The sequence below is a fragment of the Pseudomonas sp. LBUM1661 genome, from assembly GCF_059695925.1.
Genome location: NZ_CP166794.1, coordinates 1,143,939 through 1,162,834, shown reverse-complemented (window position 1 = coordinate 1,162,834; position 18,896 = coordinate 1,143,939). Strand labels below are relative to the sequence as shown.

At 61.4% G+C, this 18,896-nt stretch carries 15 protein-coding genes; 8 read left to right on the top strand and 7 right to left on the bottom strand.

The window, feature by feature from the left end:
- Positions 1 to 13: 13 nt before the first annotated feature.
- From ACA057_RS05295 to ACA057_RS05285, 3 genes are read right to left on the bottom strand one after another with little or no spacing between them, the layout of a single operon-like run.
- A complete protein-coding gene (locus ACA057_RS05295; RefSeq protein ID WP_497346481.1) occupies positions 14 to 229 on the bottom strand; it encodes a DUF1289 domain-containing protein in 216 nt (71 codons plus the stop codon).
- Positions 226 to 750: a gamma carbonic anhydrase family protein gene (locus tag ACA057_RS05290; protein ID WP_401356551.1), complete on the bottom strand. Its 525-nt coding sequence runs from the start codon at positions 748 to 750 to the stop codon at positions 226 to 228. The genes ACA057_RS05295 and ACA057_RS05290 overlap by 4 nt, the downstream gene beginning before the upstream one ends.
- 55 nt (positions 751 to 805) lie before the next feature.
- On the bottom strand, positions 806 to 1,405 hold the full coding sequence (locus ACA057_RS05285) for a CoA pyrophosphatase (protein ID WP_401356549.1): 600 nt from the start codon (positions 1,403 to 1,405) through the stop codon (positions 806 to 808).
- Between the two features lie 146 nt (positions 1,406 to 1,551).
- Between ACA057_RS05285 and ACA057_RS05280 the strand changes: the two genes are divergently transcribed.
- From ACA057_RS05280 to nagE, 7 genes are all read left to right on the top strand, one after another.
- Positions 1,552 to 2,103 carry an NUDIX hydrolase gene (locus ACA057_RS05280; RefSeq protein WP_497346479.1) on the top strand — a complete coding sequence of 184 codons (552 nt, stop codon included), beginning with the start codon at positions 1,552 to 1,554 and terminating at the stop codon, positions 2,101 to 2,103.
- A 64-nt stretch (positions 2,104 to 2,167) separates the two neighbouring features.
- Entirely contained in the window at positions 2,168 to 2,671 is a 504-nt protein-coding gene (locus ACA057_RS05275) for a L,D-transpeptidase family protein (RefSeq protein WP_497346477.1), read from the top strand.
- A 363-nt stretch (positions 2,672 to 3,034) separates the two neighbouring features.
- Complete coding sequence (locus ACA057_RS05270; RefSeq protein ID WP_497346475.1) at positions 3,035 to 3,766, top strand: GntR family transcriptional regulator; 732 nt, start codon at positions 3,035 to 3,037, stop codon at positions 3,764 to 3,766.
- A gap of 16 nt (positions 3,767 to 3,782) precedes the next feature.
- Positions 3,783 to 4,889, top strand: coding sequence for an N-acetylglucosamine-6-phosphate deacetylase (nagA, locus tag ACA057_RS05265; protein ID WP_497346473.1), 1,107 nt, complete (start codon positions 3,783 to 3,785; stop codon positions 4,887 to 4,889).
- Positions 4,870 to 5,892, top strand: coding sequence for an SIS domain-containing protein (locus tag ACA057_RS05260; protein WP_497346471.1), 1,023 nt, complete (start codon positions 4,870 to 4,872; stop codon positions 5,890 to 5,892). The genes nagA and ACA057_RS05260 overlap by 20 nt, the downstream gene beginning before the upstream one ends.
- A gap of 149 nt (positions 5,893 to 6,041) precedes the next feature.
- On the top strand, positions 6,042 to 8,555 hold the full coding sequence (ptsP, locus tag ACA057_RS05255; protein WP_497346469.1) for a phosphoenolpyruvate--protein phosphotransferase: 2,514 nt from the start codon (positions 6,042 to 6,044) through the stop codon (positions 8,553 to 8,555).
- A gap of 31 nt (positions 8,556 to 8,586) precedes the next feature.
- Entirely contained in the window at positions 8,587 to 10,302 is a 1,716-nt protein-coding gene (gene nagE, locus ACA057_RS05250; protein WP_497346467.1) for an N-acetylglucosamine-specific PTS transporter subunit IIBC, read from the top strand.
- Between the two features lie 907 nt (positions 10,303 to 11,209).
- Here the strand turns inward: nagE and ACA057_RS05245 are convergent.
- A complete protein-coding gene (locus ACA057_RS05245; RefSeq protein ID WP_497346465.1) occupies positions 11,210 to 11,521 on the bottom strand; it encodes an NGG1p interacting factor NIF3 in 312 nt (103 codons plus the stop codon).
- Positions 11,522 to 11,526: 5 nt separating this feature from the next.
- On the bottom strand, positions 11,527 to 15,423 hold the full coding sequence (gene purL / locus ACA057_RS05240; RefSeq protein WP_497346463.1) for a phosphoribosylformylglycinamidine synthase: 3,897 nt from the start codon (positions 15,421 to 15,423) through the stop codon (positions 11,527 to 11,529).
- 274 nt (positions 15,424 to 15,697) lie between these two features.
- Between purL and mltF the strand changes: the two genes are divergently transcribed.
- Positions 15,698 to 17,158, top strand: a complete 1,461-nt coding sequence (gene mltF, locus ACA057_RS05235; protein WP_497346461.1) for a membrane-bound lytic murein transglycosylase MltF — start codon at positions 15,698 to 15,700, stop codon at positions 17,156 to 17,158.
- Between the two features lie 127 nt (positions 17,159 to 17,285).
- Here mltF and pdxJ read toward each other — a convergent pair whose 3' ends face one another.
- Complete coding sequence (gene pdxJ, locus ACA057_RS05230; RefSeq protein WP_401356526.1) at positions 17,286 to 18,029, bottom strand: pyridoxine 5'-phosphate synthase; 744 nt, start codon at positions 18,027 to 18,029, stop codon at positions 17,286 to 17,288.
- 49 nt (positions 18,030 to 18,078) lie between these two features.
- A complete protein-coding gene (recO, locus tag ACA057_RS05225) occupies positions 18,079 to 18,768 on the bottom strand; it encodes a DNA repair protein RecO (RefSeq protein ID WP_497346459.1) in 690 nt (229 codons plus the stop codon).
- Between the last annotated feature and the right edge of the window lie 128 nt (positions 18,769 to 18,896).

Below are 18,896 nucleotides of genomic sequence, written 5' to 3'. Positions count from 1 at the left end.
CCTTCGGCAGCTGCTACAGATCTGGGGTTTTGCCTAGCATCCAAAGGATTCCGCTGGACTTGGCGCGCTCGTGGCACAAGCCCAGCACCTTGCGGCGCTCTTCATTATCCATCCGGCTCCAGCGCGTGATCTCGTCCACCGAGCGCTGACACCCGGTGCAAATATCATCCTCATCCAGCGCGCAGATGCTCACGCAGGGAGAAAGTACCGGTCGTTCGGTGGCGTTCATTCTTCCTGCTCGACCAGATCGCGGGCATAACGCTGTGAGTTATGTACATAGTGCGCGGCGCTGGCTTCGAGCATCTTCTTCTGCTGCTCGGTCAACTCACGCACAACCTTGCCGGGCGAGCCCATGACCAGCGAACCGTCGGGAATTTCCTTGCCTTCGCCGATCAGCGAATTGGCGCCGATGATGCAGTTCTTGCCGATTTTCGCGCCGTTGAGAATCACCGCATTAATACCGATCAGGCTGTAATCGCCCACGGTGCAGCCATGGAGCATGGCGTTGTGGCCGATGGTCACGCCGGTGCCGAGGGTCAGCGGGTAACCCATGTCGGTGTGCATCACCGTGCCGTCCTGAACGTTGCTGTTCTTGCCAATCAGGATCAGTTCGTTGTCGCCACGCAGCACGGTGTTGAACCAGACGTTGGCGCCCTCTTCCAGTTTGACCTTGCCCACCAGCACGGCATTGGGTGCAATCCAGCTCTGCGGATGGGCATCGACGCGGGCGTCGCCCAGGCGGTATTTCATCGTATTGTCCTCAAGGCTCAGGTTGCCGCGGGTTCTGGCCATTCGCGCGATGGCTTCAGGTGTTGATAAAACTGTTGGGCGGCTGATGCAGACTGATTTTGGCGTCATAGAGCAGGTTGATCAACTCGACGATCATGATCGCCGTCAGGCCCCAGATTTTGTATTCGCCATAACGATAGCTTGGCACATACCAACTGCGCCCCTGGTAATCGATGCGGTGCGTGTGTTCCCGAGGGTCCTTGCGGAAGAATTCCAGCGGGACGCTGAACACCGCGGCGATCTCGGCATCGTTGGCCAGGTATTCGACAAAATCCGGAATCACCCCGACATACGGCGTGACCTTGATGCCATGCAGGGAAATCAGCGGGCTGAGCGGGCCGATAATTTCCACCAGCCCGGGCGGCAAGCCGATTTCTTCTTCGGCTTCGCGCAAGGCAGTGAAAATGAGGTCAGGGTCTTCGGGGTCGCGGCGCCCGCCGGGGAAGGCAACTTCGCCGCCATGGGTCGAGAGCCCGCTGGCGCGCAGGGTCAGAACCAGTTCCGGTTCATCACTGCGAGTGATCGGGACCAGTACCGCGGCCTCAGGGAAACGTTTGTCGGTTTCCATTGTGCTTGGGGTGTGGTTGCTTACTCGATGCAGTAGCTCGTCCAGCATGAGACTTCTCGACTTATTCTCTACCTCGCATCATGCACCAATCGAACCGACCGCCCAACCCCATAACTGCTCCATGTCGCTAAACGACAACTTGCCGACAGACACCGCCGCACGCCAAGATAGGCGCAGCATTCAGGAACCCAAGCATGAAATTTTGCAGTCAGTGCGGCAACCCGGTGACCCAGCGCATTCCCGAAGGCGATTCGCGCCTGCGTTTTGTCTGTGACAGCTGTCAGGCCATTCACTACCAGAACCCCAATATCGTCGCCGGTTGCGTGGCGACCTGGGGCTCGAAGGTGCTGCTGTGCCGTCGCGCCATCGAGCCACGGCTCGGCTACTGGACCCTGCCCGCAGGTTTTATGGAGAACGGTGAGACCATCGAGCAGGCGGCCATTCGCGAGACCGCCGAGGAAGCCTGCGCCCGGGTGCGCAACCTGAGCATCTATACCTTGATCGACGTGCCGCACATCAGCCAGGTGCATGTGTTCTTTCGCGCCGAGCTGGTGGACCTGGATTTTTCCGCCGGCCCCGAGAGCCTGGAAGTGCAGCTTTTCGAAGAAGCCGACATCCCTTGGTCCGACCTGGCTTTCCGCACGGTGGGCCGTACCTTAGAATGCTTCTTCGCTGACCGGCGGACCGAGGTCTACCCCGTGCGGTCCGAATCGATCCCGCCGCTTGCTCAGCCTGCCATTACTTAAGCTCTTATTAGTAAAAAACCATCTATAAATAAATAGTCGCGACACCTCTAGGGATATCGTTTCAATGCGCTGGTTGCTTGCCCTGTTTTGCTTGTCGTTCGTTGCGTTTTCCCAGGCTTCCACCGTGGTGACGCTGGACGGCAAACCCATCGATAAGGTGTTGGTGCTCAAATCCGCCCATCAATTGCAATTGATCGCCGATGGCAAGCCGCTGCGAACCTACCGCATTTCCCTGGGCAAACAGCCCCGGGGCGCCAAGCTGATGGAAGGCGATAAACGCACGCCGGAAGGCTTTTATTGGGTGGACTGGCGCAAGGTCAGCGACCGCTTCAATCTGGCCATGCACATCTCCTACCCGAACGTGACCGATTCTGCGCGCTCCCGACGTGAAGGCGTCGACCCTGGCGGCATGATCATGATTCACGGCACCCCAGACACTTATGATTACCCGGAAAACCTGTTCCACACCCTGGACTGGACCGACGGCTGCATCGCCATGCGCAACATGGACATGCGCGAAGTCTGGGGCCTGGTGCCGGACGGCACGATGATCGAGATTCGTCCGTAACTCCCGAACTGATCGTTCCCACGCTCTGAACTGACCCCACAAAGTTGGACGTTTACCCATCTATGCCTGAGCGACCTTCGGTCGCTCATCAAAAAATAAACTCAAAAAATCTCTGCTTGCCGCGGCGCCAACCGGGGTAGATACCAGTTCCCCCCGAAGACGCGGCCGCAGGCTGCGATCTTTGCTTGCGAAATCCCCACCTCTAATACCACTTAAGACCGACCCCACCGCAGCCAGCCCTTAACGGCAAGCTTTTCCACGCCTACAGCAAAGTGGTCTCATTGACATGGTATTTAAGTGGTATTAGGTTTCACCTCACAACCGGGCGACAACAATCCTATATCCGCATCGGACCAAACCTACATGAATGACCTTCAAGCCCTACGTCCTGACGACACCCAGCCCACGCCGTTGTACCTGCAACTGGCGCGCAACCTGGAAGCGGCGATCCATGCCGGCCAGTGGAAAGCCGAACAGGCCATGCCCTCGGAGCGCAATCTCAGCGAAGTGCTGGGCATCTCCCGCGTCACGGCCCGCAAGGCGTTGGAAGTGCTGTTCGAACAAGGTCTGATCCGCCGCAACCAGGGTTCCGGCACGTTCATCACCCCGCGCCTGGAACAACCGCTGTCGCGCCTTTCGGGTTTCAGTGAAATGCTCCGCCTCAAGGGCTTCGTCCCCGGCTCGCAATGGCTGGAGCGAGAAATCACCCCGCCCACCCACGAAGAACTGATTCGCCTCGGCCTTTCGCCCAACGACAAGGTTGCGCGGCTCAAACGCCTGCGCAAAGCCGACGACACGGTGATGGCGATCGAAATGAGCACCCTGCCCGCCTCGATCATTCCCAAGCCGCAAGCGGTCGGTGATTCCCTCTACGAATACCTCGACGGCATCGGCAAACCGATCGTCCGCGCGCTGCAACACATACAGGCAGTCAACGCCTCGGACGAGTTCGCCGCACTGGTGGGCATCGCCCCCGGCACCGCGATGTTGCTGATGACCCGGGTCGGCTACCTGGAAGACAACACGCCCATCGAAGTCACCGACACCTATTGCCGCAACGACTACTACGACTTTGTCGCAGAGCTTCGCCGCTAAGTACTGAGAACCGATCATGTCCGAAGACAACATCCTCACCGCCAACGGCTGGGTACGCGGCCGGCTGATTCACCAACACGGCAAGGTCGTGGCCATCGACGGCCAGCCGTGCGATCCGGCGGACAACGACCTGCCTTACCTGCTGCCGGGTTTCATCGATCTGCACGTTCACGGTGGCGGCGGCAAAGACATCATGGAAGGCGCAACCGCCTTCGAAACCATCACCAAAACTCACGTGCGTTTCGGCACCACGTCGCTGCTGGCCACCACCATGACCGCGCCGGGCGAAGAGATCTCCCGCGTGCTCAAGGACGTCGGCGCGTTCTACGAGCAGCGCCCGCAAGGTTGCGCCCGAGTGCTCGGTGTGCACCTGGAAGGCCCGTACATCAACCCTGGCAAACTCGGCGCCCAACCGAATTTCGCCCACACCGCTCTGATGGCCGAAGTCGAAGCATACTTGGCGCTGGCGCCGATCCGGGTGATTACCATTGCCCCGGAAATCGCCGGCCACGACGCCTTGATCCGCGCCCTCAGCCAACGCGGCGTGCGCATGCAAATCGGCCACACCCTCGGCAGCTATGAAGAAGGCGTCGCCGCGCTTGAGGCCGGCGCCAGCAGTTTCACCCACCTCTACAACGCCATGAGCCCGCTGCATCACCGTGAACCAGGGATCGTCGGCGCGGCACTGGCCCACGCCCAATACGCCGAACTGATTCCGGACTTGCTGCACGTGCACCCCGGCGCGATCCGCGTGGCCCTGCGGTCGATCCCGTGCCTGTATTGCGTCACCGACTCGACCGCCGCGGCGGGCATGCCCGACGGCGAGTACAAACTCGGCAGCCACACCGTGACCAAATGCCTGGGCGGCGTGCGGCTGCCCGACGGCACGTTGGCGGGCAGCACCCTGACCATGGATCAGGCGCTGCGCAATCTGGTGAAGATCGGTTTGCCGATCGCCGAGGCCTCGCAACGTCTTTCGCAATTCCCCGCCGACTACCTCGGCATCAGCGAACGCGGTCGCCTGCAACCCGGCGCCTGGGCCGACTGCGTGCGGCTGGATCGCTCACTCACACTCACCGCCGTCATGGTCGAAGGAGAAGACATTGACTTCAAAAATGCTTGAAGAGGCGCTGTCCTCGTTCGAGGCCGTGCAAGCCCAATTGCAGCAACTCGACCCGCAGATGATCGAGATCGCCGGGCGCCTGCGCCGTCAGCCGCCGCAAGTGGCAATGACCGTCGCGCGCGGCAGTTCCGACCACGCGGCGAGTTACTTCGCCTACTTGACCATGCAGCAATTGGGCTTCCCGGTGGCGTCGTTGCCGATGTCGGTGGTGACCATGCAGCAGGCGCCGTTGAAAGTCAGTGGGCAGGTCGCCTTCGCGTTTTCGCAGTCGGGGCAAAGTCCGGATCTGGTGAACAGTATGCGTCTGCTGCGCAAGCGTGGCGCCTTGAGCATTTCCATGGTCAACGCCGAGAGCTCGCCTTTGGAAGCGGCGTGCGAATTCAGTCTGCCGCTGTGCGCCGGCACCGAAAGCAGCGTCGCCGCGACCAAGAGTTTTATCGCCACCCTCAGCGCCAGCGCCCGTCTGATCGCCCATTGGAAGGAAGATGCGGAACTGCTGGAAGCGGGCCTCGCCCTACCGCAAGGCCTGCGCGACGCGGCGCAACAGGATTGGAGCCTGGCCATCGATGCGCTGCGTGATTGCCAACGCCTGATGGTGATCGGCCGTGGCGCCGGTTTCGCCATCGCCCAGGAAGCCGCGTTGAAATTCAAGGAAACCTCGGCGATCCAGGCTGAAGCCTTCAGCAGCGCGGAGGTCCGTCACGGCCCGATGGCGTTGATCGGTGAGCACTATCCGCTGCTGGTGTTCGCCCCACGCGGTGCCGAGCAAGCCGGTTTGCTCAGCCTCGCGGCCGACATGCGTCAGCGCGGTGCACGGGTGCTGCTGGCCGCGCCGGATGACGTCGTCGAACGCGACCTCACCCTGACTCGCGCCGAGCACCCAGCCCTCGACCCGATATTGGCGATACAGAGTTTCTACGTCATGGCCGCCGGTCTGGCCGTCGCCCGAGGCATGGACCCGGACCAACCACGGCACCTGAGCAAAGTCACCCGCACCCACTGATCAACCCTGTAGGAGCGAGTTCGCTCGCGAAGGACGTTAACGATAACGCGCTCTTCCTGAATGCACGTGTTGCTCTCAGGTTTTTCGCGAGCGAGCTCGCTCCTACAGGGGGGCGTTGATCTGAACTGTATTTTTAATGAGACCGAGCCATGCACAACAATAATAAAGAGCTGACCCTCAGCGCCCCGCTCAGCGGCCCGGTGCTGACGCTCGCCAAAGTCCCCGACCCGGTGTTCGCCAGTGGCGCCATGGGCGACGGGATCGCCATCGACCCGCTGAACGACACCCTTCACGCCCCTTGCGCCGGCGTCGTGGTGCACGTAGCCCGCACCGGCCACGCCGTCACCTTGCGTGCCGACAACGGCGCCGAATTGCTCCTGCACCTGGGCCTCGACACCGTCGAGTTGCAGGGCGACGGCTTCTCGATGCTGGTCAAGGAAGGCGCGCGCGTCGCCAACGGCCAGCCGCTGTTGCGCTATGACCTGGACAAGGTCGCGCAGCAGTGCAAAAGCCTGGTCAGCCTGATGATCCTGACCAACAGCGAGGATTTCCAGGCGCGGCCAATCACGCTGAAATCGGTGAAAGTCGGCGAGCCATTGCTGCACATCATTCGCCGACACGCCCCGGGCGCTGCGGAGGAAACAGAGCCGTCGGGCGAGGAAATTGTCGGCCACATCCGCATTGCCCATCGAGGCGGTTTGCATGCCCGCCCGGCAGCGCTGATTCGTCAGACCGCGCACGGTTTCAAAAGCAAATCCCGACTGCATTTCGCTGGCAAATCCGCCACCTGTGACAGCTTGATCGGGTTGATGGGTCTGGCCATCGGCGAGCAGGATGAAGTGCAGATCAGTTGCCAGGGCCCGGACGCCGAAGCCGCGCTCCAAGCGTTGTTGATCGCCTTATCCACAGCCCTGGCCGAAGACAGTCACGCCGCCGCGCCACCAATGGCCCGACGTAATCGGGATGCCGAAGCAGGCGTGTTGCACGGTGTCTGCGCCGCCCCCGGTCTGGTTGGCGGGCCGTTGTTTCGCTTGAACGCGATCAGCCTGCCGGTGGACGCCGGCGATCATGATCCCGAGCAGCAACTGCTGGCCCTCGATACCGCTCTGTCCGTCGTGCGCAGCGAAATCGACCAGACCTTGGCCCAAGCCAGGAAACACAAAAACACCGACGAAGAAGCGATCTTCGCCGCGCACCTCGCGTTGCTTGAAGACCCGGCGCTGCTGGACGCCGCCCATCAATCCATCGACCAAGGCACCGCCGCGACCCACGCCTGGAGTCAGTCCATCGATGTGCAGTGCGACATCCTCCTGCAACTCGGCAGCCCGTTGCTGGCCGAACGCGCCAACGATCTGCGCGATCTCAAGCAACGGGTGCTGCGCGCACTGTTCGGTGAAACCTGGCATTACGAGGTGCCGGCCGGCGCCATCGTCGCGGCCCACGAGTTGACGCCGTCCGACTTGCTGCAACTCAGCCAGCAAGGCGTGGCCGGGCTGTGCATGTCTGAGGGTGGCGCGACGTCGCACGTTGCGATCCTCGCTCGCGGCAAAGGCCTGCCTTGTCTGGTGGCCCTGGGTTCGACGCTGCTCGATCAAGAGCAAGGTCAATCGGTGGTGCTGGATGCCGACGGCGGTCGCCTCGAACTGATGCCGAATACCGAGCGTTTGGCGCACGTGCATCAGGCACAACTCGACCATCAAATTCGCCGCGCCCAGCAACAGGCTCAGGCGCACATCCCGGCGCTGACGCGTGACGGTGTGCAGATCGAAGTCGCCGCCAATGTCGCCTCCAGCGCCGACGCGGCTGATGCCCTGGCCAATGGCGCCGATGGCGTCGGCCTGCTGCGCACCGAGTTTCTGTTTGTCGATCGCAACACCGCGCCGGATGAACAGGAACAATGCGCCGCCTACCAAGCCGTGCTCGATGCCATGGGTGACAAGTCGGTGATCATCCGCACCATCGACGTCGGTGGCGACAAGCAACTCGACTATTTGCCACTGCCGGTGGAAGCCAATCCAGTACTCGGCCTGCGCGGCATTCGAATGGCCCAGGTGCGGCCGGAACTGCTGGATCAGCAACTGCGCGCGCTGCTGCATGTGCGCCCGCTGTCGCGATGCCGGATTCTGTTGCCGATGGTCACCGAAGTCGATGAGCTGCTGCACATCCGCCAACGCCTCGATACGTTGTGCACTGAACTCGGTGTGAGTGAGCGCCCGCAACTCGGCGTGATGATCGAAGTTCCGGCCGCCGCGCTGTTGGCCGAACAACTGGCCGAGCATGCGGACTTCCTGTCGATCGGCACCAACGACTTGTCCCAGTACACCCTGGCCATGGACCGCGACCACGCCGGCCTCGCCTCCCGGGTCGACGCCCTGCACCCGGCCCTGCTGCGACTGATCGCCCAGACCTGTGCCGGCGCAGCGGTGCATCAGCGTTGGGTCGGCGTCTGCGGAGCGCTCGCTTCTGATCCGCTGGCCACGCCGGTACTGATTGGCCTGGGCGTCAGCGAGTTGTCGGTGAGCCCGGTGCAAATCGGTGAAATCAAGGACCGCGTGCGCCACCTCGACGCCGCCGAATGCCGACGCACTGCGCTGGACCTGCTCAAGCTGAGCAGCGCCAGCGCGGTGCGTCACGCCTGTCATCAACAATGGCCTCTGAGCTGAACACAACAACAAAAATCCAGGGAGATCCGCCATGTACCACTACTTCATCGAAGGCCTGCAGCGCCTCGGTCGCGCGCTGATGCTGCCGATCGCGATCCTGCCGATTGCCGGGCTGTTGCTGCGCCTGGGCGATACCGACCTGCTGAACATCGCGATCATCCACGACGCCGGCCAAGTGATTTTCGCCAACCTGGCAATGATCTTCGCCATCGGCATCGCGGTCGGTTTCGCCAAGGACAACAACGGTACCGCAGGCCTCGCCGGCGTCATTGGTTACCTGGTGATGATCTCCACCCTCAAAGTGCTCGACGCGAGCATCAACATGGGCATGCTCGCCGGGATCGTCAGCGGCTTGATGGCCGGCGCGCTGTACAACCGTTTCAAGGACATCAAGCTGCCGGAGTACCTGGCGTTCTTCGGTGGTCGACGCTTCGTGCCGATTGTCACCGGGTTCGCGGCGGTAGGCCTGGGCGTCGTGTTCGGCCTGATCTGGCCGCCGATCCAGCACGGCATCAACGACTTCGGCGTCTTGATGCTGGAAAGCGGCAGCCTCGGGGCCTTTATTTTCGGCGTGCTCAACCGCCTGCTGATCGTCACCGGCCTGCACCACATCATCAACAACATGGCGTGGTTCGTCTTCGGCAACTTCACCGACCCGACCACAGGCGCCCTGGTGACCGGCGACATCTCGCGCTACTTTGCCGGCGACCCCAAGGGCGGCCAATTCACCACCGGCATGTTCCCGGTGATGCTCTTCGGCCTGCCCGCCGCATGCCTGGCGATGTACCGCAACGCACTGCCGGAACGCCGTAAAGTCATGGGCGGGATTTTCCTCTCCATGGCCCTGACCTCGTTCCTGACCGGCGTGACCGAACCCATCGAATTCGCCTTCATGTTCCTCGCGCCGCTGCTGTATTTGCTGCACGCGTTGTTGACGGGCTTGTCCATGGCGGTCACCAACCTGCTGAACATCCACCTCGGTTTCACCTTCTCCGGTGGCTTCATCGACATGATCCTCGGCTGGGGGAAATCCACCAACGGCTGGCGGGTGCTTCCGGTGGGGTTGGCGTATGCGGTGATCTATTACGTGGTGTTCGATTTCTGCATTCGCCGGTTCAACCTCAAGACGCCGGGGCGTGAAGATGTTCCGGCGGGTGACAAAGTGGTCGTGGCGGAAAACGAACGGGCCGGGGCTTTCATCAAGGCGCTGGGGGGTGCGCACAATTTGATTACGGTGGGTGCGTGCACCACGCGTTTGCGGCTGGACATGGTGGATCGCAACAAGGCATCCGATGCAGAGTTGAAAGCGCTGGGTGCGATGGCCGTGGTTCGTCCGGGCAAGGGTGGGAGTTTGCAGGTGGTGGTCGGGCCGATGGCCGACAGCATTGCCGATGAGATCCGTCTGGCGATGCCTGCTTTGGGCCGCGCCCTTATCTCCACCCCTCCCGCGGCTGTCGATGCGCCGAAACCTGCCGCAGTGGCGGCGTCCGAAGCGCAGCAATGGCTGAATGCGTTGGGGGGTGGCGAGAATGTGTTGCAGATGGATTGCATCGCCATGACCCGGATTCGGCTGCAACTGGCGAATGGCAGAGCGTTGTCGGAATGCGATTTGAAAGCGCTGGGGTGCCAGGGCGTGAGTCAGTTGGACGGTGGTGTTTGGCATTTGTTGGTGGGTGATAAGGCAGCCAGTTTGAGTGATGCGCTGGAGGTGCTGGTTAATCGCAGTGAGGTGAGTGCCAAGGTTTAGGGTTTTTTTGATTTGAGTACATATCCGTTATTTCGGTAACGGCTGTTATTGGTTCCGCCCTTACGGCGGGTCACTTGGAAAAGCGCCAAGTAACCAAGCGCTCTTGCCCCTTTCGTTCGGTGCCTCGCCTAGGCTTGGCATGCCCTCGCTCCGGTCCTGCTCCGTGGGCCCGCCGCCATCGGCCATCCATGGCCGGGGGCGGCTAACCCGGCATCCATGCCGGGTTGCCCACTGCGCAGAACCTCCACTCGGCCTCTCGATGGGGCGCTCAGATCAAGATCAAAAGCCAAGGCGAGCTAACGCTTGGCCTGATGAGTGGCTGTACAACGATTCATTGTGGGAGCTGGCTTGCTCGCGAAGCTGTTGATCTTGCCGTTGCCGTTGCTGTGGCTGTGGCTGTGGTTGTGGTTGTGGCTTTTGAACTTGATCTTGATCTGTTGCCCCTTTCCCAGAGGCCGAACGCAGGCATTGTGCAGGGGGCACCGCGGCAAGGATGCCGCGGTAGCCGCCCCCGGTAATGGATGGCCGATGGCGGCGGGCCCCCGGAGCAATGCCTTCGTTACGGCATGCCGAGCCACAGCGAGGCACCGAATGGAGGGGCAAAGCCTTTTGGTTACTTTTCGGCGTTTGGAAAAGTGACTCGCTGTAAGAGCGAAACCGCCAGCCGCCGTTACCGCAGCAACGGATATGTACACCCAAAAGAAAATGGTCGGCTACTAGGCCGCCATCGCTGGCAGGCCAGCTCCCACATTTCGACTATGTACATCTGCAGGAGAATGGTCGGCTATCAGGCCGCCATCGCTGGCAAGCCAGCTCCCACAGTTTGATCTTCATACACACATAAAATCGGGGGCAATAAAAAACCCGCTGACGAATCAGCGGGTTTTTTATTACAGCGGCAAGTGGATCAGAAATCCTCCAACCGCCACACCTCGTAAGCTGGCGTCTCGTAGGGATGACTCTGTTTCAAAGCATCCACCACCGAGCGAATCAACTCATCCGCCACCACAAGCTCAACCTTCCATTCCTCAACCTGCTCGACCTGCCCCGCCTGGCCAATGAACGGCTGACTGCCCTCCAGTGGACGAAACTGACCCAGGCCCAACACCTGCCATGCACAGTGATCATAAGCCCCGATCCGCCCACCACCGGCAGCGAACACAGCACCTTTGACCACCTCGACATGACTGGCCGGAACAAAAAAACTGAGCTTATACACGGCCCTTAGTTCACCCAAACGCGAGCATTACGGAACATACGCATCCAAGGTGCGTCTTCGTTCCAGTCTTCCGAACGCCACGAGTTCTGCACCGCGCGGAACACCCGCTCCGGGTGCGGCATCATGATGGTCACGCGACCGTCGCGGCTGGTCAAGCCGGTGATCCCGCGCGGCGAGCCGTTCGGGTTGGCCGGGTAGCTTTCGGTGACCTTGCCATGGTTGTCGACGAAACGCATCGCCACGCAACCCGACAGATCCGCTTCCAGCAACGCTTCTTCGCTGGCGAACTCGGCATGACCTTCACCGTGAGCAATGGCGATCGGCATCCGCGAACCGGCCATGCCCTGCAGGAAGATCGAGTTCGACTCCTGGACCTGAACCATCGCCACACGGGCTTCGAACTGCTCGGAACGGTTACGCACGAAGTGCGGCCAGAACTCGCTGCCCGGGATCAGCTCGTGCAGGTTGGACATCATCTGGCAACCGTTGCACACACCGAGGGTGAAGCTGTCGGTTCGTTCGAAGAAGCTCTGGAACGCATCGCGAGCGCGGCTGTTGAACAGTGCCGACTTGGCCCAGCCTTCGCCGGCGCCCAGCACGTCGCCGTAGGAGAAACCGCCGCACGCCACCAGACCTTTGAACTCGTTCAGGTCGACACGGCCGGCCAGAATGTCGCTCATGTGCACGTCGATCGCGTTGAAACCCGCGCGGTCGAACGCGGCCGCCATTTCCACCTGACCGTTGACGCCCTGCTCACGCAGTACGGCAACTTGTGGGCGGATGCCTTTCTTGATGTAAGGCGCGGCGACGTCCTGGTTGACGTCGTAGCTCAGCTTGACGCTCAGGCCCGGGTTGTCTTCTTCCAGCAGCACGTCGAACTCTTGCTCGGCGCAGTCGGCGTTATCACGCAGACGCTGGATCTGGTAGCTGGTTTCAGCCCAGGTACGTTGCAGCAGACGACGCTGACCTTCAAACACGGTTTCGCCGTTGAAGGTGATGTTGATCTGGCCGTTGTTCATCGGCTGACCGATCACCGACACGCACTCGCCCAAACCGGCAGCGCTGAACTGCGCGAGGATGTCCGGGGTCGCGTCCTGGCGAACCTGGATCACGGCGCCCAGTTCTTCGTTGAACAGGATCGCGGCGATGTCGGCGGAGGTTTCTGCCAGACCGTCGAGGTTCAGGCTCAGGCCGCAATGACCGGCGAAGGCCATTTCCACCACGCTGGTCAGCAGACCACCGTCGGAACGGTCGTGGTAAGCCAGCAAGTGACCGTCGGCGTTGAGGCCCTGGATCACCGCGAAGAAGGCTTTCAGGTCTTCGGCATCATCGACGTCCGGCGCTTGCGAGCCGAGCTTGCCGTGAACCTGGGCCAGGATCGAGGCGCCCATGCGGTTCTGGCCACGGCCGAGGTCGATCAGGATCAGGTCGGTAGTGCCTTTGTCCATGCGCAGTTCCGGCGTCAGGGTCTGACGAATGTCAGCCACCGGCGCGAAACCGGTCACGATCAGCGACATCGGCGAGGTGACCGTCTTGTCTTCACCGTTGTCGTTCCAGCGCGTGGCCATGGACATCGAGTCCTTGCCCACTGGAATGGTGATGCCCAGGTCCGGGCACAATTCCATGCCGACCGCTTTCACGGTGTCGTACAGACGCGCGTCTTCACCCGGGTGACCAGCCGCCGACATCCAGTTCGCCGACAACTTGATGTCGGAGATCTTGTTGATGCGCGAAGCGGCGATGTTGGTCAGGGTTTCGCCGATGGCCATGCGGCCCGACGCCGGAGCGTCCAGCAATGCCAGCGGAGTACGCTCGCCCATCGCCATGGCTTCACCGGTATAGACGTCGAAGCTGGTGGCGGTGACGGCAACGTCGGCCACCGGAACCTGCCACGGGCCGACCATTTGGTCACGGGCCACGAGGCCGGTGATGGTGCGGTCGCCGATGGTGATCAGGAAGCTTTTGCTCGCGACGGCCGGGTGATGTAGGACGCGTTCAACGCAGTCGGCAATGTCCAGCGTCGACGGATCGAAATCGTCGCCCAGTTCGTTTTCACGAACGGCCGAACGGTGCATGCGCGGGGCTTTGCCCAGCAGCACTTCGAGTGGCATGTCCACCGGGCTGTTGCCGAAGTGACTGTCGGTGACCGTCAGTTGCGGTTCGGCAGTGGCTTCGCCGACAACGGCGAATGGGCAACGCTCACGTTCGCAGATCGCCTGGAAGCGTTCGAAGTCCGCCGGGCCGACCGCCAGAACGTAGCGTTCCTGGGATTCGTTGCTCCAGATTTCGTGCGGGGCCATGCCCGGCTCGTCGTTTGGAATGTTGCGCAGTTCGAAGCGACCGCCACGGTTGCCATCGTTGACCAGTTCCGGGAAGGCGTTGGACAGACCGCCCGCGCCGACGTCGTGGATGAAGCTGATCGGGTTTTTGTCACCCAACTGCCAGCAACGGTCGATGACTTCCTGGCAGCGGCGTTCCATTTCAGGGTTTTCGCGCTGTACCGAGGCGAAGTCCAGGTCAGCCGAGCTGGTGCCGGTGGCCATGGAGGAAGCGGCGCCGCCACCCAGGCCGATCAGCATCGCCGGGCCGCCGAGCACGATCAGCTTGGAGCCAACAGTGATCTCGCCTTTCTGCACGTGTTCGGCACGGATGTTACCCATGCCGCCGGCCAGCATGATCGGCTTGTGGTAACCACGAACTTCGTCGCCACGCGGGGTGGTGATCGACTGTTCGAAGGTCCGGAAGTAACCGGTCAGGGCTGGACGACCGAATTCGTTGTTGAACGCGGCGCCACCCAGTGGGCCTTCGATCATGATGTCGAGCGCGGTAACGATGCGCTCAGGCTTGCCATACGGCACTTCCCACGGCTGTTCGAAGCCCGGGATTTGCAGGTTGGATACGGTGAAGCCGGTCAGGCCAGCCTTTGGCTTGGCGCCACGACCGGTAGCACCTTCGTCGCGAATCTCGCCGCCACTGCCGGTGGATGCGCCGGGGAACGGGGCAATCGCGGTCGGGTGGTTGTGGGTTTCGACTTTCATCAGGATGTGCACCGGTTCCTGCACCGCACCGTACTGGCGGGTTTCAGGGTCCGGGAAGAAACGGCCGGCGACGTTACCGACGATCACCGAAGCGTTGTCCTTATAAGCCGACAGAACGCCTTCGCTGTGCATCTGGTAGGTGTTCTTGATCATGCCGAACAGGCTTTTTTCCTGGCTCTGACCGTCGATATCCCAACTGGCGTTGAAGATTTTGTGACGGCAGTGCTCGGAGTTTGCCTGGGCGAACATCATCAGTTCGATGTCGTGCGGGTTGCGCTTCAAGCCAACGAAGGCGGCGACCAGGTAGTCGATCTCGTCTTCGGCCAGGGCCAGGCCCAGCTCGGTGTTGGCTTTTTCCAGCGCGGCGCGGCCGCCACCCAGCACGTCAATCGCGGTCAGCGGTTTCGGCTCGGCGTGGCTGAACAGGCCGGCGGCTTGTTCAAGGCTGGCGAGGACGATCTGGGTCATGCGGTCGTGCAAGGCACCTTCGATCAGCTGCGCTTCGGCGTCGCTGAACTGGCCGGCCACGTAGAACGCGATGCCGCGCTCCAGGCGCTGGATCTTGCCCAGGCCGCAGTTGCGAGCGATATCGCTGGCTTTACTGGACCACGGCGAAATGGTGCCAAAACGCGGCAACACGAGGAACAGACGACCGGTCGGCTCTTGTACTGGAACACTTGGGCCGTACTTCAGAAGGCGCGCGAGCACCTGCTGTTCGTCGCCGGTCAGGACGCCGGTGACTTCGGCGAAGTGAGCGAATTCAGCATACAAGCCGCTGACAGCCGGGACCTTCTGGCTCAGTTGCTCAAGGAGTTTGCTGTGGCGAAAGGCAGAAAGGGCAGGAGCGCCGCGCAGGATCAACATCTTCGGGACAGCCTCGGGAAGGGGTGTGCTTTGAGGCCGTGCATTCTAGCCTAAACAGCCCGCGACATCACCCGAAACGGTACGGGCGGCTGCACCCGGACGTCGGGCCGGGTATTTGCGCCTTAAACAGATCGCCGCCGAGGGTTATTTTTACTGTCAAAAAATGCGGTGAAAGCCTATTCCTGCGGGCTCCGGCCGGGTTTTTCGCTCTCTAGCAGAACCGCCCTTCGCTGTCGAGATATGGCGCTCGTGGTCCTTTGCGTATACTGCGCAGATGTTTTCCCCAACGGCTTTGCGTCCGCGGTACGCCAAATGGCTGATCGCAACCGGACTCTTCCTGGTGCTCAGTGGCTGTGTTGATAAACCCAACACGCTGGAGCGCGTAAAGGAGGATGGCGTGCTGCGGGTGGTTACCCGTAACAGCCCCGCCACCTACTTTCAGGATCGCAACGGTGAAACCGGCTTCGAATACGAGCTGGTGAAGCGCTTCGCCGACGATCTGGGGGTCGAACTCAAAATCGAAACCGCCGACAACCTCGACGACCTGTTCAATCAGGTCGGCAAGCCCAACGGGCCGGTGGTCGCTGCGGCCGGCCTGGTCAGCAGCGAGGCACGCAAAAAGCAGGTGCGGTTTTCCCACTCTTACCTGGAAGTCACCCCACAGATCATCTACCGCAACGGCCAATCGCGGCCGACGGATGCGGGCGATCTGGTCGGCAAGAAGATCATGGTGCTCAAGGGCAGCACCCACGCCGAACAGTTGGCGGCGCTGAAAAAGAAATATCCCGGCATTGAATACGAAGAGTCCGACGCGGTTGAAGTCGTCGATTTACTGCGGATGGTGGATGAAGGTCAGATCGACCTGACGCTGGTCGATTCCAACGAAGTCGCGATGAACCAGGTGTATTTCACCAACATCCGGGTCGCCTTTGACCTCGGCGATGCCAGCAATCAAAGCTGGGCCGTGGCCGCAGGCGAAGACAACAGCCTGCTCAACGAGATCAACAGCTACCTCGACAAGGTCAAGAAGAACGGCACCCTGCAACGCCTGAAGGACCGCTATTACGGCCACGTCGATGTTCTCGGCTACATGGGCGCCACCACCTTCGCCCAGCATTTGCAGCAACGGCTGCCCAAGTACGAACAGCACTTCAAGGCATACGCCAAGAAAGAGCAAGTCGACTGGCGCCTGCTGGCAGCGATCGGTTATCAGGAATCCCTGTGGCAAGCGGCCGTCACCTCGAAGACCGGCGTGCGCGGGCTGATGATGCTGACCCAGAACACCGCCCAGGCCATGGGCGTGTCCAATCGACTCGACCCGAAACAAAGCATCATGGGCGGCGCCAAGTACCTGGCCTACATAAAGGATCAGCTGGACGAGTCGATTCAGGAGCCGGATCGCACCTGGTTTGCACTGGCGGCCTACAACGTCGGCAGCGGCCACCTGGATGACGCGCGCAAACTGGCGGCGAAGGAAGGGTTGAACCCGGACAAGTGGCTGGACGTGAAGAAGATCCTGCCGCGCCTGTCGCAGAAACAGTGGTACAGCAAAACCCGCTACGGCTACGCCCGGGGCGGTGAGCCGGTGCATTTCGTGGCGAACATCCGTCGCTATTACGACATCCTGACCTGGGTCACGCAGCCGCAGCTGGAAGGCGATCAAGTGGCCGAAGGCAACCTGCACGTGCCGGGGGTCGACAAGACCAAGCCGAATCAGGAAACCCCACCGCTCTAATCCGGACAACCAAAATCAAATGTGGGAGCGAGCCTGCTCGCGATAGCGGTGTATCAGTCAAAGTTGATGTCGACTGAAACACCGCTATCGCGAGCAGGCTCGCTCCCACAGGGTTTTGTGGTCGGCTTTAGGCTTTTGCTGCGGCCAGGATCAACGCCTTCATTTCCGATACCGCCGACTTGAACCCGACAAACAACGCATGGGCCACCAGCGCATGGCCGATGTTCAATTCGTTGATGCCCTTGATCGCCGCCACGGCTTCAACGTTGTGATAGTGCAGGCCGTGGCCGGCATTGACGATCAAACCCTGGGCCAGGCCAAACGCCACGCCATCGGCAACACGCTTGAGTTCTTCCGCCACGTCGGTCGGCGTCTCGGCGTCTGCGTAACGGCCGGTATGCAACTCGATCGCCGGCGCACCGACGCGCTTGGACGCCGCAATCTGGCGCTCGTCAGCATCGATGAACAGCGACACTTCACAGCCGATCTTCGCCAGGCGATCCACCGCAGCCTTGATCCGCGCTTCCTGCCCCGCGACGTCCAGGCCGCCTTCGGTGGTCAGCTCCTGGCGGGTTTCCGGCACCAGGCAAATGTGCGCCGGACGGATGCGTTCGGCGAACGCCATCATTTCTTCGGTAACGCCCATTTCGAAGTTCATGCGGGTCTGCAGGACGTCCTTGAGCAGCAACACGTCGCGCTCCTGAATGTGCCGGCGGTCTTCGCGCAGGTGCACGGTGATGCCGTCAGCGCCCGCCTCTTCCGCGTCCAGTGCTGCCTTGACCGGATCCGGATAGCGCGTGCCCCGGGCCTGACGCAGGGTGGCAACGTGGTCGATGTTCACGCCAAGAAGAATGCGATTGCTGGTGGTCACGGAAGCGCTCCTGAAGATGGGAAAGTTCGGTGCACAGCATACGGGGTGATCAGGGCTTGCGAAACAACTCGCGACTGACCAAGGGACGACCACCCAAATGCACAGCCAGTGCCTGGCGCATCAAACGTTTGGCGGCAGACAGTGCGCCGGGTGCGGTCCAGTCGGCTTCGGACATGGCCAGCAACTCGGTGCCGTTGAACAGACCGGGTTGCAGCAGGTAAACCCGCTCCAGACCCGCATCCACTTGCAAACGATAGAGGCCGTCTGAGGCAATGGGCTCGCCATGGATGTCGGTGGTCAGGGCGAAGCCGTAACCCAGGTCATCCAGCAGCCGCCATTCGAATGAGCGCAGCAACGGCTCCAGCGGACGGCCTTCGGCCAGTGCCAGCAGGGTCGCGGCGTAGTGATCGAAAACGGCGGGATGCGGATCTTCAGCGGGCAACAGGCGAATCAGCAGTTCATTGAGGTAGAGGCCACTGAACAGCGCCTCACCATTGAGCCAGGTAGAAATGCCGGCACTTTCCATGCGACCGACATTCTTCAGCTCACCGCGACCGCGAAACTCGACTTCCAGCGGCACGAACGGCCGTGCCAACGTCCCGGCCTTGCCCCGCGCACTGCGCAACACCGCCCGCAGCCGACCTTGCGGCGTGAGGAAATCCACCAATGCGCTGCTTTCGCGGTAGGCACGACTGTGGAGCACGTAGGCGAGTTGGCCAATGGGAGGGGTTTGGGACATGGAGGTCAGCGTTCTCAATGAGTCAGCACAGATTTATAAACCACCCAAAACCAATGTGGGAGCGAGCCTGCTCGCGATGAGGACCTGACATTCAACATTGATGTTGACTGGCAGACCGCTATCGCGAG

Excerpts from the sequence above, each read along its gene's own strand:
- recO (WP_497346459.1), bottom strand. The coding sequence starts at position 18,768 with ATGTCCCAAACCCCTCCCATTGGCCAACTCGCCTACGTGCTCCACAGT.
- nagA (WP_497346473.1), top strand. The coding sequence starts at position 3,783 with ATGTCCGAAGACAACATCCTCACCGCCAACGGCTGGGTACGCGGCCGG.
- ACA057_RS05285 (WP_401356549.1), bottom strand. The coding sequence starts at position 1,405 with ATGCTGGACGAGCTACTGCATCGAGTAAGCAACCACACCCCAAGCACA.
- ACA057_RS05295 (WP_497346481.1), bottom strand. The coding sequence starts at position 229 with ATGAACGCCACCGAACGACCGGTACTTTCTCCCTGCGTGAGCATCTGC.
- ptsP (WP_497346469.1), top strand. The coding sequence starts at position 6,042 with ATGCACAACAATAATAAAGAGCTGACCCTCAGCGCCCCGCTCAGCGGC.
- ACA057_RS05290 (WP_401356551.1), bottom strand. The coding sequence starts at position 750 with ATGAAATACCGCCTGGGCGACGCCCGCGTCGATGCCCATCCGCAGAGC.
- purL (WP_497346463.1), bottom strand. The coding sequence starts at position 15,423 with ATGTTGATCCTGCGCGGCGCTCCTGCCCTTTCTGCCTTTCGCCACAGC.
- ACA057_RS05270 (WP_497346475.1), top strand. The coding sequence starts at position 3,035 with ATGAATGACCTTCAAGCCCTACGTCCTGACGACACCCAGCCCACGCCG.
- nagE (WP_497346467.1), top strand. The coding sequence starts at position 8,587 with ATGTACCACTACTTCATCGAAGGCCTGCAGCGCCTCGGTCGCGCGCTG.
- ACA057_RS05275 (WP_497346477.1), top strand. The coding sequence starts at position 2,168 with ATGCGCTGGTTGCTTGCCCTGTTTTGCTTGTCGTTCGTTGCGTTTTCC.
- ACA057_RS05280 (WP_497346479.1), top strand. The coding sequence starts at position 1,552 with ATGAAATTTTGCAGTCAGTGCGGCAACCCGGTGACCCAGCGCATTCCC.
- mltF (WP_497346461.1), top strand. The coding sequence starts at position 15,698 with ATGTTTTCCCCAACGGCTTTGCGTCCGCGGTACGCCAAATGGCTGATC.